This window comes from Actinacidiphila sp. bgisy167, assembly GCF_965342175.1.
In the GTDB taxonomy this organism is placed as follows: Bacteria; Actinomycetota; Actinomycetes; order Streptomycetales; family Streptomycetaceae; genus Actinacidiphila.
This window is the reverse complement of record NZ_CBDRBL010000010.1, coordinates 69,552-84,853: the sequence shown is the minus strand read 5'-3', so window position 1 is coordinate 84,853 and position 15,302 is coordinate 69,552. Positions and strand designations below refer to the sequence as shown.

Genomic DNA, 15,302 nt, shown 5'->3' with positions numbered 1-15,302 from the left:
GGGAGCGCTTACGCGCTGGAGGCCGCCGCCCCGCGCCCACCTGCACGCCGCCGCGGTCAGGCGGGGTTGCGGCGGGTCCACCACACGGCCAGGGCGACGAGCACGGCGCCCAGCGCCACACACACGCCCGTCGTCGTCCACTGCAGCGGCCACAGGTGCGACGCGGGGTGGTACTCCGCCCAGCCGCCGGAGATGCCGCGGGAAGCCAGGCACTGCTTGATGTTGTCGTAGGCGTAGCAGTCGAAGGGCAGTGCCACGCGGTGCCCGTCCGTGGACAGCGAGCCCGACGCGATCACCCAGGCGCCGTCGGGCACCGGCGCCTCGGCGACGTGCTGCACGTTCACCGTACGAACGGGCACCAGGTGCGGCCGGACCGCCTCGAGGAGGGCGAACAGCCCGGCGCCGAAGGCGAGCGTGGCGCCCATGGCCAGGACGGTGCGGCGCAGGACGAGCCCGAGGGTCGCCCCCAGGAGGTACAGCAGGACGCTCAGGCCCACCACGACGGGCCCCACACCGTAGAACGGGTACCACCAGAACCAGGAGAACGCCGCGCCCATCCCCTCGGCGACCGGGTGCCACCACCAGGTCATGGCGGCGGCGACGACACCGCTGACGACGACCGTCATGGCGAGCGGCACGCCCAGCTTCGCCGCGAACCAGCGCATGCGGGTCACCGACTGGGTGACGACCGTGCGGTACGTTCCCGACTCCATCTCCTGCGCGAACTGCGGAGCGCCGAGGAAGAGGCCGAAGAGGAACGGGAGCAGCAGCATCGCCTGGAGCGGCCGCCGTATCGGACGCTGGTACTGCTTCCCGAAGGTGTTGATGCGGCGGGAGCACTCCTGGGTGAGCTGGTCGCCGCCCTCGCACGCCTGAAGGTGCTGGACCGCCGCGGCCACGTGGTGGTGCTGGACGAGGGCGTACACCGCGACGGCGGCCGCGAAGGCCAGTCCTGTCCAGAAGGCGATGCGGTTCTGCCGCCAGGCCAGCCAGATCAGTCCGCGCAGTCGCGGACCGCGGCGGACGGCGGTGCGGGGACGGACGGTCGCGGTGCTCATGCGGACACCTCGATGTCGTCGGTGATCTGTGCGCTGGGGGTGAGGAGGGCGGGCGCGTCGGGCGTCCGGAGGTAGCCGAGGACGAGTTCCTCGAGGGTGGGGGGTCGGTGCTCCGAACCGGCCGGGGAGGGGTGAGGGGCCCGGACGAGCGCGCTGAGGCTGCCGCCGTCGGCGTTCGAGGTCGCGATGACCTGGTGGCCCTCCAGGTCCAGCTTCTCCCCGGGCCGCGCGGTGAGCTGCCGGTGCTCGGCGAGGAGGAGGTCCACCTCGCCGGCCAGCCGCACGGTTCCGTTGTTGACGAGCACGAGGTAGTCGCAGGCGTTCTCGAGCTCGGAGACCAGGTGCGAGGACATGACGACGGTCGAGCCGTTGCGCCGGGCCTCCGCCTGCAGGATGTCGGTCATCTGGTGGCGCACCAAGGGGTCGAGGTCGGCCATCGGCTCGTCCAGCAGCATCAGCCGGGGGCGCTTGCCCAGGGCGAGGGCGAAGGCGACGCGAGTGGCCTGCCCGCCGGAGAGGGTGCCGATCCGGGCGTCCATGGGGACCTGGCCGGCGTCGATGACGGACTCGGCGGTCTCGTGGTGCCAGGTGGGGTTGAGCTCACCGCCCATGCGCAGGACCTCGCTGACGCGGAAGCGCGGGTAGAGAGCCTTCTGCTGGCTGAGGAAGGCGGTGCTCTGGCGGGCCTCGACGCTGCCGGGCCGGTGTCCGGACAGGGTGATCGTGCCGGTGGTCGGCGTGATCAGGTCGGCGGCCAGGGACAGCAGGGTGGTCTTGCCCGCGCCGTTGGGGCCGACGAGACCGCACACACGGCCGGCCGGCAGGCGGAAGGAGGTGTCGCGCAGCGCCCATCCGCGGCGGTAGCGCCTGCCCAGCCCGACGGTCTCGATGGCGGGGACGTTGGGGGATGTGGTCATGACGTGGTGGTCCGGGTGCTCTTCCTGTGCGAGTCCGTCGTTCAGTGGTGGTGGGCGGCCGGATCGGCCGCGCCAGGGCGGCGGCGTGCGAACAGGGCGCACAGCCCGGCGCCCGCGACGACGAGCACCAGGTGGGGCAGTCCGGGGACGCTCACGGCGGCGCCCCACACGGCCACGTGGGCGAGGAACCGCTCGGCGAGCGGCACACCGCCCAGCAGGAGGAGCGCGACACCGGCGAGGCCGACGAGCAGCAGCGCGGGGCGCTGGGTGAGGGAGGGGGGTGAGAGGGGTTCTGTACGCGTGTGGCTCATGTCCCCGACGGTATGGGGCGGGCTGGGGCCCGTACTTCGGCAGAAAGTCTGTGTTCCACGGGTGACCGGAGGCACGGCAGGAGACGGCACCTATACCTTCGTCTATGGCGCGCGGCGCAGCCCGTGTCCCGCAGCGGTCGCCACCCGGCGGGTGCCCGGCACGCCTCCGGCGCACCCTGGAGGTGCGGCCCCGCTCCTGCTTGCCGGATCCGCCCTCGGGGCGGGGCCGCCCGGGCGGGTGTCGCCGGCCCCGCGCCGGGGCATGGCGCGGGGCCGGTCAGCAGCCGGTACAAGGGGGCGGGAAGGCGGGGCGACCGGTCAGCGGGGGGAGACGTAGCGGGAGCCGGGGCGCAGGCGCACGGCCCTGACGCGCCCTGGTGTGACGAGTCCGCCGTCCTGGCAGTCGGGGCACAGTTCGTGGCGGCCATTGTTGGTGACGACCGTCCCCCAGCCCAGACACGCACCGCAGTCACGTGCGAGGTCGACGTCGGCGCGGGGAGTGGGTCGGGTGGTTGCCTCGGCTCCTCGGGTCATGTGGCACCTCTCTGCACTACCTCTGAAGATTTTGCATGCTTATTAACCATAATGTCCGAAATTCATCCATACGGGGTCATACCTATCTCAAGCGGCGCGGTCGGCGCATGCCACGTCCCAGCGGCTGCAGCGCGGCGACGAGCGCCTCGCCGTCGGGAGCGAGCTCGTGGCGGGCCTGCACGGGAGTGCTGGGGATGACGTATCTCTCGATGAGGCCCCCGGCCTCGAGCTCCCTCAGGCGCTGGGCGAGCAGACGGTCGGAGATACCGGCGATGACGGCTCGGTACTCCCGAAGCGGCGCGCGCCCTCGGACGCCGCGACGTTTCCAGGGCGCGGTCGCAGGCGGCGCCGGCGGCCGGTGGCCCATCTGCTCAGGTGATCCGTTGGCCAACCTTCGAACGTAGCCGCAGGCGGTCGGGCGACGTGCCTGGTACCACCGTTACCAGGCAGGTTCTGTCCCCGGAGCCGGGAAGTGGCGGGGCCACGGCCGACGGGACGGCTCCCGCCCGGGCCCGGCCCCGAGCCTGGCACGTTCGGGCCCTACAGGCGGATCGCTGCCGCCACCGGCAGATGGTCACTGCCGTCGGCGGGGAGGGTCCAGGCCGAGCGCGGTTGCATGCCGCGCACCAGGATGTGGTCGATGCGGGCCACGGGAAAGGCCGCCGGCCAGCTCCCGCCGTTCCCGGACCCGCCGTTGCCGGACCCGCCGCGTCCACGGCTCCCGCCGTATGCCGTGGCCATCACCAGCAGGGTCAGGACGATCAAGGTGACCAAGGCGACGACACCGGCTGCGATCGGCACGGGCACCCGCCGGCGGCCGGGTGACCCGCGCCATGGCCCGGTCAGTACGGCGGGCTGCCGCCGAGGACGTCCGGTGTCCGGCTCGGGGTGGTCGAACACTGAGCGCATGAGCGGGGCACCTCCACGGGGAACGGCGTGGCTGTCACGCACACCGCCCACCCTGGGGGTCGCCGATGTCGGCCCCGCGGTGATTGTGTCTCCGCCGCCGCTCAGTCGGTCATCCGCCGTGTATCGACCGCTCACCCGGTCCTCCGCCGCGCATCACGCCGCCCCGTGCGTGCAGGCACCGCCGCGCGGCGGCCCCGCGGTGCCTCCGCGCGCCGCGGGCAGCCGGAGCGTGGCGACGGCGCCGCCGCCGGGTGCGTTGGCGAAGGACAGCGACGCGCCGATGACGCGTGCCTGCCCGAGCGCTATGGTCAACCCCAGGCCGTGGCCCCGCCCGCGCTCCGACGCCCCGGTGCGGAACCGCTGGGGCCCGTCCGCGAGCAGCTCACGCGGGAAGCCAGGGCCGTGGTCCCGCACGGTCACAGTGGCGCCCGCCACCGCGACCTCGACGGGTGCGCCGCCGTGGCGGTGGGCGTTGACGACCAGGTTGGCCACGATCCGGTCGACCCGGCGGGGGTCGGTGCTGACAGACCCGGCGCCGTCCGCGTCGAACCGCGTCGGCAGTCCGATGCGGGCCAACAGGTCCTCGACGACCGCGCCCAGCGGAACCGGCCTGAGTTCGGCCCGCTCGGCGCCCGCGTCCAGCCGGGAGATCTCCAGCAGTTCCTCCACCAGGGCTCGCAGTACCCCCACCCGGTCCCGGACGAGGTCGGCGGCCTCCCCCTCGGGCAGCAGCCCGCTCGCGGTCACCAGGCCCATCAGCGGGGTGCGCAGTTCATGGGCGACGTCGGCGGTGAAGCGCTGCTCGGCCGTCAGCCGCCCGAGCAGGCTGTCGGCCATCGAGTCCACGGTTGCGGAAATCTCGGTGATCTCGTCGCCGCCACGGCCGGCGGGGTGGCCGCCTGCGGTCCGCGCGGCGAGGTCACCGGCCGCGATGCGGCGCGCGGTTCGCGCCACGCGCCGCAGCCTGCGGTGCGGAAGCTCCGCCGCCAGCACCGTCAACGGGAGGACGACGGCCAGCACGACCAGGGAGTACTTCCACATGTGCCGGTCGAGGGCGCGCCGGGTGAGCAGGTCGGACGTCATGTCGGTCGGCAGCGCCACCGGTCGGCCCTCGTACATCCGCGCCGCCCACATCTGCGGATGGTCCCCGCCGCCGTCACCCTCGTACCAGGTGGCGTGCCGGATGCCCGGCCCCTGCGCGTGGCGCACCGCGTCCAGCAGCGGCCCGGGCACCGCGTCGGGCGCCGTCACCAGCCCGACGGGCGGAACGCCGTCCCGCCCGTAGTCCTCCAGGGCCCGGTCGAGCTGCGCGACGGCCTTCGCGCCGCCGTCGTTCATCGACCGCGCCAGTGTGCTGCGGTGGACCAGCACCCCGACGGTCAGCGCCACGGCACAGCAGGCCACCGTGACGAGAAGGGCGATCTTCCAGCGGAGCGAACGCCAGTTGAGCAGGTCGCGTACGGTCTCCATCTCAGCGCCGCAACTTGTATCCGAAGCCGCGGACCGTCTCGATCCGTTCGGCTCCGACCTTCTTCCGGAGCCGCTGCACGCAGAGGTCGACCACCCGGCTGTCGCCGTCCCAGCCGTAGTCCCACACATTGCGCAGCAGTGTGTTCCGGTCCAGCACGACACCGGGGTTCGCGGCGAACTCCAGCAGCAGCCGCAGTTCGGTGGGCGCGAGCGCGACGGGTGCGCCCGCCCGGGACACCTCGAGGCCCGCGGTGTCGATGGTCAGGTCGCCGAAGACGAGCCGTGCGGGGTCGTCCGGCCGCTCCGGCCGGGCCGCCGGTTCCGGAGCGGGTCCGGGGGCGGCCGCGGCGGAGCCCGTGGCAGCCGCCGCGGGGCCGGGGGCGAAGCTCGCCCGCCGCATGAGGGAGCGGATCCGGGCCACCAGGACGGCGGTGTCCACGGGTTTGACCACGTAGTCGTCGGCGCCCGCCTCCAGGCCCGAGACCACGTCCAGGGCGTCGCCGCGCGCGGACATCATCAGGATCGGGTCCATGCTGGTCTCCCGGATCCGGCGGCACAGCCCGATGCCGTCCAGGCCCGGCAGCATCACGTCCAGCAGGATCAGGTCGTGGCGCGCCTCCCGGAACATCTCGAGTCCGGTCAGGCCGTCGGCGGCCGAGACGACGCGGTAGCCGTAGCGTTCCAGCGCCATGGTGACCGACCGCCGGATCACCTCGTCGTCCTCCACGAGCAGGACGGCCACGGCGGCGGGGGCCGCCGCCTCCTCAGTCACGGAAACCGGCATGTCTTCCCATCGGACGCGTGTACACAACCTCCCCATGATGCGCGAGGCGGTTCCGCAGCGGGCATCCGAGGCCGCTCGGTCGTGCGTCGATCGTGTATCAGCGCGCGCTCCCGACCGCGGCGGCCCCGACCCGGTGGGCGTGCTTCACGGCACGTGCGGCCCGGTCACGAAGCGCCCCTTCTTGTCGTAGGGCCAGGCGTTGGCGACGCATCCGTGCAGGCCCTTGATCTGCTGCATCATCACCGGGGCCAGCTGTCCGGGGCCGGCGCAGGTCGAGTGCGTGTACTGCAGGAAGTGCCCCATCTCGTGGTTGATGATCAGCGCCCGGTAGTCGTGGATCGGTCCGTCGAACATGGGCGAGCCCTCGACCCAGCGCTTGAGGTTCACCACGACGCCGCCGGGGACCTCGCAGTTGTACTCGCCCTGGGTGTCCTGGTGGATGCCTTCCCAGCACAGGGCGTCCGCTGTCCCCGGGGTCGCGATCCGGAACGTGAGGTCATGCGGCTGTCCGGCCCCGACGAGCTGGAACGCGAAAGCCGGGTTGCGGCTCCAGCCCCGGGCGGCGGCGAGGATGTCGGCGATCTCGGCGGCCGCCTGGTCGGGTGAGATGTCCAGACCGGTCTCGACCTTCACCACATACCGGAGCGGACGCGGACCCCGGCCGACCTTCTCGCCGCTCGCCTGCGCGGTGACGAACGAGCCGCTTCCCGTCGCGGGCACATCGATCTTCGTCGGCGTCGGTTTCACGGTGGGCGTCGGCGTGGGCGTGGGTGTCGGTGTCGGGGTGCGTGTCGGCGGGGAGGTGACGGGCACCGCACCCCGCGCCTGCCCCGCACCACTGTCGGCCTCGCCGCGCCCGTCGCCCAGGAAGAACGCCACGGACCCGAGGAGTCCGGTGAGCACCAGCGCGCCGACCAGGTAGCTCCGGCCCCGGCGGCGCTGACGGCGTCTGCGACGGGAGGAGCGGTGGCGTCCGGCGCGGTGGGTAGCGTGCATGGCAACCCAAGCTGGTCATCTCAAATGATCGCCGTGAGGCAGCGCAATAACGAACGGATAACGAGCCCCTTGCGGCAGCCTACGCACGGGAAGTCAGCCGCGCACCCCGCGTATGACCCTTCTGTAACAGCTCGCGGGAGGGCCCCCGTCCGGGCCGGTCGCCGATCCTCGCCTGCTTAGACTGGCGAGGTGCCACGAGTCCTTATTGTCGAAGACGACCCAGATATCCGTAAGGCCGTCCAACTGGGACTGCGCCACCAAGGGCACGAGGTCTTCGCCGCCCCCACGGGCGAAGACGGGCTGCGACAGCTCCACCCCTTCCGTCCGGACGTCGTCGTCCTCGACCTCATGCTGCCGGGGATATCCGGTCTCGACGTGTGCCGGCGCATACGTGAGCGGGACCAGGTGCCGATCATCATGGTCACCGCGAAGGGCGACGACATCGACGTCGTCGTGGGGCTGGAGGCCGGCGCGGACGACTACGTCGTCAAGCCGGTGCAGGCGCGGGTCCTGGACGCACGCATACGCGCCGTACTGCGCAGGCACGACGCGTCGGCCCCCGACACCGTCCGGCCCCGGGCGGAGTCGCACGGGGAGCTGATGATCGACCGCGCCGGGCTCGTGGTGACGCACCGGGGTGAGAACGTGGCACTCGCCCCCTCCGAACTGCGGCTGCTGCTGACCCTGTCGGCCTCGCCCGGACAGGTCTTCAGCCGCCAGCAGCTGCTGGAGGCGGTCTGGGAGCACAGCTACTACGGCGACATCCGGCTCGTGGACGCCTGTGTGAAGCGACTGCGCGGCAAGCTCGGCGGCGCCCCCCGGTACGTCCAGACCGTCCGCGGCTTCGGCTACCGCTTCGGGACCACGTGAGCCGCCGTGGAACCGTACGGTCGCGCAGGTCCTCACGCGGGTGGGAGGACGTCGCGGCCGAGCGGCACGATCAGCCCGGGCACCGCCCCGGGTGGAGGCGCTTCCACCGGGCGGCACTGGCGAAACTCCCGCTCCCGCTGCGCGGCCTGCGCTTCCGTCTGGTCGTGGCCTTCGTCCTGGTGACCATGGCCGGCGCCCTGAGCACCGGAGCCGTGACCTTCCGCGAGGCCCGCACGGGGGTGCTGCAGCAGAGCCAGGACGCCGTGATCCGGCAGTTCCGGGCCGGCGTCAACGACCAGGCGCCCACGATCCCCCTGCCGCCGGACCAGTCGGACCTGGACGCTGCGGTGAGCCAGGTGCTCAGCTCCAACCAGTCGCAGGGGTGGCGGGTCCTGGCGACGTACGGCAGCCTCCGCGCCTCCGCGCCGAGTACCGACTTCGACAAGCTCACCCCGGAACTGCGCCGGTCCGTGGCGACCAAGCGCGCCGCGGTGTTCCAGCGGGTGAACGACGGCGGGCGCCCCTGGCTCGTCGTCGGAATGCCGGTCACCTACGACGACGGCGGGAAGCAATTCGGCTTCTCCGGGCTCGTGATGTACCTGGTCGTGCCGCAGGATACCGAACAGGCCTATGTCAAGGCGATGGTCAGCGCCATCGAGCACGCCACACTGGTCGCGCTGGCCCTGGCCGTCGTCCTGGCGCTGGTGGCCGCGAGCGGCGTGCTCCGTCCGGTGCGGGCCCTGCGCGGGGCGACGCGCCGGATGGCCGAGGGACACCTCGACGTCCGTCTGGCCGTCAACGGATCCGACGAACTGGCCGACCTCTCGCAGTCCTTCAACCACACGGCGGCAGCGCTCGAACGGTCGGTCGCGGAGTTGCGCCGCATGGAGGCCCAGGCACGCCGCTTCGTCGCGGACGTCTCCCACGAACTGCGCACGCCGCTGGCGGCGATGTCGGCGGTCACCGACGTCCTGGACGAGAACGCGCTGCGGCTGGACCGGGAGACCGGCGAGGCGCTGCGGCTCATCAGCGAGGGGACCAGCCGACTGAGCGTGCTGGTGAACGACCTGATGGAGATCTCCCGGTTCGACGCGGGCGCGGCCGAACTCAACGTCGACGAGATCGACCTGGCGGACTTCGCGCAGCACACCCTGGCCGCCCGGGGGTGGCAGGGCCGGGTGGAGACCCGCCTGCCCGCGCCCGGCGCGCTCCGGGCGCGGGTCGATCCTCGCCGGCTCGACGTGGTGCTCGCCAATCTGGTCGGCAACGCCCTGCGGCACGGGGAGCCGCCGGTGCGGCTGGGCATGAGCATGCGGGAGGAGCCCGCGGGCGCGGCGTGGGCCGTCATCGAGGTGTCCGACAACGGGCCGGGGATAGCCGAGGAAGCCATGCCGCACATCTTCGAACGCTTCTACAAGGCGAGCAGCTCGCGCACCAGGAGCGAGAGCAGCGGGCTGGGCCTGGCCATCACGGCGGAGAACGTGCGCCTGCACGGCGGCCGGGTCGCTGCGGCCAACCTGCCCTGGGGCGGCGCGGTGTTCACGGTCGAACTCCCGCTGCACCGCGACTCCGCCGCCGCGGCAACCGGTGAGCACACCGTCGGCGGCGGCGCCGGTGCCGGCGGGAGTGCCCGGTGAAGCGGGCGCGGCTGGCGGCGCTCGTGACGGGGCTGACCGCCGCGACGACGCTGACGGCCTGCGGGGTCCCCCCGTCCGGCGTCATCGAGGCGGGCGAGGCGGCGCGCGGTGTGCCTCCCCGCTCGCGGACCGCGGAGCTGGGAACCGTCTATCTCTACTTCCTGCGGGACGGCCGGTTGATCGCCCACGCGCGCGACACCACCGAGCCCGGGAACCTCGAAGGCGCCGTCGACATGCTCTTCGGCGGACCCAACCACGACGAGACCGCGAAGAAGGTCACCACGGAACTGCCCGTGGTGACGTACGGGCCGAAGGTGTCGACGGAGTCCGACGGCACGGTCTTGGTGCTGCTGCCCGAAGGCGTCACGCCGCTCACGGATCCGGCCATGCTGCAGCTCGCCTGCACGGTGTCCGCGGTGGGCAGCTCACTCGCCGCGCGCTCGTCGGGGGGCGGCGGCGCCGAAGTGAAGCCCAAGCCGCCCGCCGGCAAGGGGGGCTTCCTGACGTACAGCGGCGTCAAGGTGATCGGCGACGGTTGGACGAGAACGCGGACGGCCGACTCCTGCCCCGACGCGTAGCCGCCCGATCGAGGAAGGACGGCTTTCCGCCTCGCGCACGCGCCTGGGACGCGGAACCGCCATGGCTGCGGCGAAGTCGCTCGCGGCAGGGGTGTCACGCGACAGGCGCTGCACGCACCCTCGGTACTCCCAGGGGGCGGCGGTCACGGGGCCACCGGGCACGGCTCAACCGGCCGCAGTCGCAGGCCCGAACGCGCGCGACGACTCCGGCGGGCGCGAATCTCCCCCAGTGCCGCCGGCTGGACCGGCTCGCGTCGTTGCCCCAAGGTTCACCACAAAAACATGACTCTTCACAGCGATGTGAAACGTCCATATGATCACCCGGCCCAGGCGTGCCGATCCACAACGGCCGGCGCCCTTGAACGGCAGAGGTCGATCGCCCTCTGCCCGGACCCTTACCGGGGACACCTTGAACAGACACCTGAGACGCTGGAGCGTCCCGGCCATCGCCGGAGCCTCCGTGCTCGCCCTCGTGAACCCTGTCACGGCGCGAGCCGCGACCTCTTCCGGCACTCCCGCTCCCCCGCCCGCCTCCGCCGCGGCCGAGGTGCCCGCCGGCGAGCACTCCGTCACGCTGATCACCGGCGACGTGGTGCGCACCCGTCAGGCGGCGCGAGGGCTGGGGCGGTCCGGCGGCACCGTCACCGTGCGCGGCGCCGACGGGCTGCCGACGCCGACCCGCATCGTCACGGCGGGCGACGACCTGTACGTCTACCCCGTGTCCGTGCTGCCCTACCTGGCCCAAGGCGCCCTGGACCGGGAGCTGTTCAACATCACCGACCTCGTAGCGGACGGGTACGACGACGCGCACAGCGACCGGCTGCCGCTGATCGTCTCCTACACGCAGGCCGGTGCCGCGCGTCGCGCGTCCGCCGTTCCCGTTGGCGCGACCAGGGTGCGGAATCTCGACAGCATCCAGGGCGCGGCCCTGACCGCGGACCGCTCGCGCGCGGACGACTTCTGGAAGTCCGTGGCCGGGACGGCCACAGGGGACGGCGCCAGGGCCCGGAACACCCGGCCGTCCTTCGGCGGCGGCATCGCGCACATCTGGCTCGACGCGCCCATCCGCGCCGACCTCGCCGACAGCACCGCGCAGATAGGCGCCCCGCAGGTCTGGCAGGGCGGTGACACCGGCGAGGGCGTGGACGTCGCCGTCCTCGACACCGGCGTCGACGCGGGCCACCCGGACCTGGCGGACCGCATCGTCAGCCGGCAGAGCTTCGTGCCGGACGAGAACACCGACGACTATGCCGGGCACGGCACCCACGTCGCCTCGATCATCGCCGGCACCGGTGCGGCCTCCGGCGGCAAGGAGAAGGGCGTCGCGCCGGGCGCCCGGCTGCACGTGGGCAAGGTGCTCGACAACTCCGGCGGCGGAAACATCTCCTATGCGCTCGCCGGCATGGAGTGGGCGGCCCTCGACCAGCACGCCAAGATCATCAACATGAGCCTCGGCACCGACCAGCCGTCCGACGGGACCGACCCGATAAGCCAGGCCATCGACCGGCTGAGCGCCCAGACCGGCGCGCTGTTCGTGGTCGCCGCGGGCAACGTGGGAGGTCCGGGCACCGTCGGCGCACCGGGAACGGCCACGTCCGCGCTCACCGTGGGCGCGGTCGACTCCGCCGACTCCCTCGCGTCCTTCTCGAGCCGGGGCCCCCGCATCGACGGCGCGCTGAAGCCGGAGATCACCGCCCCCGGCGTCGACATCCTCGCGGCCAACTCCCGATTCACCGGCAACGGCCAGGGCGCCTACCAGTCGATGAGCGGCACCTCCATGGCCACCCCGCACGTCGCGGGCGCCGCCGCCCTGCTCGCCGCGGCCCACCCGGACCTCAGCGGTGCGCAGTTGAAGGACCTGCTGGCCAGCAGCTCCCGGCAGACCCCGGCATACGACGCCTTCGAGGCGGGGAGCGGCCGGCTGGACGTCGCGGCGGCAGCACAGGCCGGAGTCTTCGCCTCGGCCACCGCCTACGCGGCCCAGGCCGGGGGCGGCGCCACTTCGCGCCCGGTGGCCTACACCAACATGACCGCCACGCCGGTCTCGCTCACCCTGTCCGTCGACGCGGCGCAGGCCCCGGACGGGATGTTCCGCCTGTCGGCCTCCCACGTGGTCGTGCCCGCACACGGCACCGCCGAGGTCACGGTGACGATCGACGGAGCCGCGGGCACCTCCGGGAACCACTACTCGGGCCGGATCATCGCGACCGACACGGTCGGCAGGCCCGTGGCGCACACCGCCGTCGCCCTCGGCTTCGCCACGATGCACAAACTGACCCTGAGGTTCAAGGACTCCGAGGGCAATCCCACGTCCGGCGACTTCTGGCTGCTCCGGGCCGGCGACACGAACCCTTTCATCCTGTCCGTCGGACCCTCGGGCACCGAGGAGCTGTTCCTGCCTGACGACCTGTACTCGGTGCTCTCCTACCAGGAGGTTCAGGGCGCCGGCGGTCCCCGTTCCAAGGGCCTGGCCCTGCTGGGCGACCCCGACGTCATGCTGGACCACGACGCCACGGTCACGTTCGACGCGTCCAAGGCCAAGCGCATCGAGATGACCACCCCGCAGCGCAGTGACGTGACGTTCCAGAAGCTGGGTTACAACCGCGTGATGAACGGCGTCAGGTCGGGTCTGTCCGCCGACGGCGTGTACTACGACAGCATCTGGGCGCAGCCCACCAGCCGCAAGGTCACCCACGGGGACTTCCAGCTGACGGCCCGTTGGCGCAGCGAGAAGCCGGCGCTGGCGGTGTCCACCCGCTCGACCGAGTTCACCGGCATCCTCCGCCAGGAGGGCGTCACCCCGCTGGCCAGGGGAACCCACGAACTGCCGCTGGTCCTCGCGGGCCAGGGCTCAAGCGCGGACTACGCCCACCTCGACGCCCGCGGCAAGGCCGTGGTGGTCCGGCACAGCGACGAGGTCAGCGACATCGACCAGGCGGCACACGCGATCGCCGCCGGCGCGAAGCTCATGCTGGTGGTGGAGAACGGGTACGGCCGTCCGCTGCGCTCCTACGCGCCATGGGGCCAGCGGGCCGTCGCTCTCGACGTCGGTCTGCTCGGCGCCGACGAAGGCGAGCAGCTGATCCGGCAGGTCGAGGCCGGCCAGACCGCGATCACCGTCGAATCCGAGACCGCGAGCCCGTACGTCTACGACCTCGCGCACGTCTGGCACAACGAGATCCCGTCGAAGATGACGGTCAAGGGCGACGCGAAGAACCTGGCCCGGATCGACGTCACCTTCGCGAGCCCCAAGCGGGACGTACCCGGCAGCGAGTTCCGCTACGAGTGGCTCGACGGCGTCGACTGGACCTCCGGCCCCCTCATGCCGGAGCCCGCGAACGGGAAGCGGACCGACTGGGTGTCGACCGACGGCGTCAGCTGGCACCAGCAAGTGAACGCCGAATCGGTGGGCTTCGAGGAGGGTGCCAGGACCGCCTACCGGGCCGGCAGCAGGCAGTCCGAGGAGTGGTTCAAGCCGATCCAGCGCCCCTTCCTCAACGACACCTTCTTCAACAACGTCCCGCCCTCCCGCAAGGGCGACCAGATGTACATCGACATCCCGGGCTGGGGCGGCGGCAACCACGTCGGGTGGAACCAGGACCCGGCCGGTACCCAGCAGCAGACCCTGTACCAGGGCGCCACCCAACTGGCACAAGGGAACTTCACGAACGTCTTCGGCGACGCGCCGAGCGCCGGCAAGCTGCCGTACAGGCTGGTCGTCACCAGTGAGCGGAACGTGGACTACACCCCGTACTCCACGCGGACACGCACCGAGTGGGACTTCGTCTCGGAGGCGCCGACCGACGCCGCCACCGGAGTTCTGCCGCTGCTGCAGCTCGACTACCGGGTCGGCACGGACGCCGCGGGACGCGCGGGACGGCACGACGCCCTGTCCGTCACCGCCGCCCACCTGTGGGGCGCCGGGCTCACCGGCACGATCGGAAAGGCCGGCCTGGAGCTCTCCTACGACGACGGCCGGACCTGGCACAAGGCCGCCGGCGGCGGCGCGGACGGCCGCTTCCGCCTGGACGCCCCGCACAAGGCGTCCTTCGTCTCACTGCGTGCGACCGCGAAGGACTCGGCGGGCAACGCCGTGCACCAGACGGTGATCCGGGCCTTCGGCCTGCGCTGAGACGGGGCCCTCTCAGGGCCCCGGGCATCCGTGCAGCAGTGGGCCGGTCCGTCGGCGGCGAACGACCGCGGACGGACCGGCCCCGTGCTCGCGCCGCACCCACCCGGCACGGCCCCGGCCCGCCGTCACCGGTTCGCCGGGGCCCCAGCCTCCTGGCCGTCGAGGGGGACGCCCAGCCGGTCGGCCACGGCGGTGAGGGCGGCCCCCAGCGGGAGCGCGACCCGGCTGAGGGCGTAGCGGTCGCCGCGGGTCTCGTCCCGGTTGACGATCAGCACCGGCTTCCCCGCCTCGGCCGCCTGCCGGACGAAGCGCAGCCCGGACATCACCGTCAGGGAGGAGCCGAGGACGAGCAGCGCGGTCGCCCCACGGACCAGTTCGCGGCAGTGCTCGACCCGCCGGGGCGGCACGGACTCGCCGAAGAACACCACGTCCGGCTTGAGGACGCCGCCGCAGACCGCGCAGGGCACGACAAGGAAGTCGCCGACCTGCTCGTCGGTGAGGTCGGCGTCCCCGTCGGGGTTGATCCCCGCCGCCACCGGCTCGAAGCCGGCGTTGGCCTCCTCCAGCCGCCGGGCGACTTCGCCGCGCGAGGTGAGGGCGCCGCAGGTGAGGCAGACGACCCTGGCCAGGCTCCCGTGGAGCTCCACGACGCCCTCGCTGCCGGCGGCCTGGTGCAGACCGTCGACGTTCTGGGTGATCACTCCCTTGAGCAGTCCGTGCCGTTCGAAGGCGGCCACCGCCCGGTGCCCGGCGTTGGGGCGGGCGCGGCCGAAGGTACGCCACCCGAGGTGGCTGCGGGCCCAGTAGCGCCGCCGGGCCTGGGCGCCGCCGACGAAGTCCTGGTAGGTCATCGGGGTGTGCCGGCTCAGGCTGCCGCCCTCGCCCCGGTAGTCGGGGATGCCGGACTCGGTGGAGATGCCCGCCCCGCTGAGCACGAGCACACCGCCGCCGTCCAGCGCCTCGGCGACGGGACCGACGTCCGCGGTGCCCGGCGGCAGGTCCTCGGTGGGCGTCCAGCTCAATGTGGGGCGCATGCGCATGCCGCAAGGGTACGCAACAGCCCACCGTGCCCCGCGTCACCCTGCGTCGAGCGCACCGCCCCGCGC

The 15,302-nt window shown here is 72.7% G+C and carries 14 protein-coding genes; 4 read left to right on the top strand and 10 right to left on the bottom strand.

Translation table 11 applies throughout. The features are described from left to right. Positions 1 to 56: 56 nt before the first annotated feature. The 9 genes from ACRWND_RS06390 to ACRWND_RS06350 all read right to left on the bottom strand — a co-directional run bounded on the left by ACRWND_RS06390 (position 57) and on the right by ACRWND_RS06350 (position 6,979). Complete coding sequence (locus ACRWND_RS06390) at positions 57 to 1,058, bottom strand: ABC transporter permease (RefSeq protein ID WP_431946816.1); 1,002 nt, start codon at positions 1,056 to 1,058, stop codon at positions 57 to 59. Next, positions 1,055 to 1,975 carry an ABC transporter ATP-binding protein gene (locus tag ACRWND_RS06385; protein ID WP_431946814.1) on the bottom strand — a complete coding sequence of 307 codons (921 nt, stop codon included), beginning with the start codon at positions 1,973 to 1,975 and terminating at the stop codon, positions 1,055 to 1,057. The genes ACRWND_RS06390 and ACRWND_RS06385 overlap by 4 nt, the downstream gene beginning before the upstream one ends. Before the next feature lie 41 nt (positions 1,976 to 2,016). Then, positions 2,017 to 2,286 (bottom strand): hypothetical protein, encoded by a 270-nt coding sequence (locus ACRWND_RS06380; RefSeq protein WP_431946812.1) that lies wholly within the window; start codon positions 2,284 to 2,286, stop codon positions 2,017 to 2,019. A gap of 318 nt (positions 2,287 to 2,604) precedes the next feature. After that, a complete protein-coding gene (locus ACRWND_RS06375; RefSeq protein WP_431946810.1) occupies positions 2,605 to 2,820 on the bottom strand; it encodes a hypothetical protein in 216 nt (71 codons plus the stop codon). Between the two features lie 82 nt (positions 2,821 to 2,902). Then, positions 2,903 to 3,187: a winged helix-turn-helix transcriptional regulator gene (locus ACRWND_RS06370; RefSeq protein WP_431946878.1), complete on the bottom strand. Its 285-nt coding sequence runs from the start codon at positions 3,185 to 3,187 to the stop codon at positions 2,903 to 2,905. A 173-nt stretch (positions 3,188 to 3,360) separates the two neighbouring features. Beyond that, entirely contained in the window at positions 3,361 to 3,729 is a 369-nt protein-coding gene (locus ACRWND_RS06365; RefSeq protein ID WP_431946884.1) for a hypothetical protein, read from the bottom strand. A 153-nt stretch (positions 3,730 to 3,882) separates the two neighbouring features. Continuing rightward, positions 3,883 to 5,199, bottom strand: a complete 1,317-nt coding sequence (locus tag ACRWND_RS06360) for an ATP-binding protein (protein WP_431946808.1) — start codon at positions 5,197 to 5,199, stop codon at positions 3,883 to 3,885. A 1-nt stretch (position 5,200) separates the two neighbouring features. Continuing rightward, positions 5,201 to 5,983: a two-component system response regulator CseB gene (gene cseB / locus ACRWND_RS06355; RefSeq protein ID WP_431946807.1), complete on the bottom strand. Its 783-nt coding sequence runs from the start codon at positions 5,981 to 5,983 to the stop codon at positions 5,201 to 5,203. A 144-nt stretch (positions 5,984 to 6,127) separates the two neighbouring features. Continuing rightward, positions 6,128 to 6,979 (bottom strand): DUF3152 domain-containing protein, encoded by an 852-nt coding sequence (locus ACRWND_RS06350; RefSeq protein WP_431946805.1) that lies wholly within the window; start codon positions 6,977 to 6,979, stop codon positions 6,128 to 6,130. Positions 6,980 to 7,168: 189 nt separating this feature from the next. Between ACRWND_RS06350 and ACRWND_RS06345 the strand changes: the two genes are divergently transcribed. From ACRWND_RS06345 to ACRWND_RS06330, 4 genes are all read left to right on the top strand, one after another. After that, the gene (locus tag ACRWND_RS06345) at positions 7,169 to 7,849 is read left to right on the top strand and encodes a response regulator (protein ID WP_431946803.1); all 681 of its coding nucleotides are present in this window, start codon (positions 7,169 to 7,171) and stop codon (positions 7,847 to 7,849) included. Continuing rightward, a complete protein-coding gene (locus tag ACRWND_RS06340) occupies positions 7,846 to 9,486 on the top strand; it encodes an ATP-binding protein (RefSeq protein ID WP_431946801.1) in 1,641 nt (546 codons plus the stop codon). The genes ACRWND_RS06345 and ACRWND_RS06340 overlap by 4 nt, the downstream gene beginning before the upstream one ends. After that, positions 9,483 to 10,064 carry a hypothetical protein gene (locus tag ACRWND_RS06335; RefSeq protein ID WP_431946799.1) on the top strand — a complete coding sequence of 194 codons (582 nt, stop codon included), beginning with the start codon at positions 9,483 to 9,485 and terminating at the stop codon, positions 10,062 to 10,064. The genes ACRWND_RS06340 and ACRWND_RS06335 overlap by 4 nt, the downstream gene beginning before the upstream one ends. A 409-nt stretch (positions 10,065 to 10,473) precedes the next feature. Next, the gene (locus tag ACRWND_RS06330; protein ID WP_431946797.1) at positions 10,474 to 14,196 is read left to right on the top strand and encodes a S8 family serine peptidase; all 3,723 of its coding nucleotides are present in this window, start codon (positions 10,474 to 10,476) and stop codon (positions 14,194 to 14,196) included. Between the two features lie 125 nt (positions 14,197 to 14,321). On the opposite strand, the gene ACRWND_RS06325 is transcribed toward ACRWND_RS06330, so the two are convergent. Continuing rightward, positions 14,322 to 15,236, bottom strand: a complete 915-nt coding sequence (locus tag ACRWND_RS06325; RefSeq protein ID WP_431946795.1) for an NAD-dependent protein deacetylase — start codon at positions 15,234 to 15,236, stop codon at positions 14,322 to 14,324. Between the last annotated feature and the right edge of the window lie 66 nt (positions 15,237 to 15,302).

What these genes read in the sequence shown, in the direction of transcription:
- cseB (WP_431946807.1), bottom strand. Translation starts at nt 5,983, where the DNA reads ATGCCGGTTTCCGTGACTGAGGAGGCGGCGGCCCCCGCCGCCGTGGCC.
- ACRWND_RS06380 (WP_431946812.1), bottom strand. Translation starts at nt 2,286, where the DNA reads ATGAGCCACACGCGTACAGAACCCCTCTCACCCCCCTCCCTCACCCAG.
- ACRWND_RS06365 (WP_431946884.1), bottom strand. Translation starts at nt 3,729, where the DNA reads ATGCGCTCAGTGTTCGACCACCCCGAGCCGGACACCGGACGTCCTCGG.
- ACRWND_RS06370 (WP_431946878.1), bottom strand. Translation starts at nt 3,187, where the DNA reads ATGGGCCACCGGCCGCCGGCGCCGCCTGCGACCGCGCCCTGGAAACGT.
- ACRWND_RS06360 (WP_431946808.1), bottom strand. Translation starts at nt 5,199, where the DNA reads ATGGAGACCGTACGCGACCTGCTCAACTGGCGTTCGCTCCGCTGGAAG.
- ACRWND_RS06325 (WP_431946795.1), bottom strand. Translation starts at nt 15,236, where the DNA reads ATGCGCATGCGCCCCACATTGAGCTGGACGCCCACCGAGGACCTGCCG.
- ACRWND_RS06375 (WP_431946810.1), bottom strand. Translation starts at nt 2,820, where the DNA reads ATGACCCGAGGAGCCGAGGCAACCACCCGACCCACTCCCCGCGCCGAC.
- ACRWND_RS06390 (WP_431946816.1), bottom strand. Translation starts at nt 1,058, where the DNA reads ATGAGCACCGCGACCGTCCGTCCCCGCACCGCCGTCCGCCGCGGTCCG.
- ACRWND_RS06385 (WP_431946814.1), bottom strand. Translation starts at nt 1,975, where the DNA reads ATGACCACATCCCCCAACGTCCCCGCCATCGAGACCGTCGGGCTGGGC.
- ACRWND_RS06350 (WP_431946805.1), bottom strand. Translation starts at nt 6,979, where the DNA reads ATGCACGCTACCCACCGCGCCGGACGCCACCGCTCCTCCCGTCGCAGA.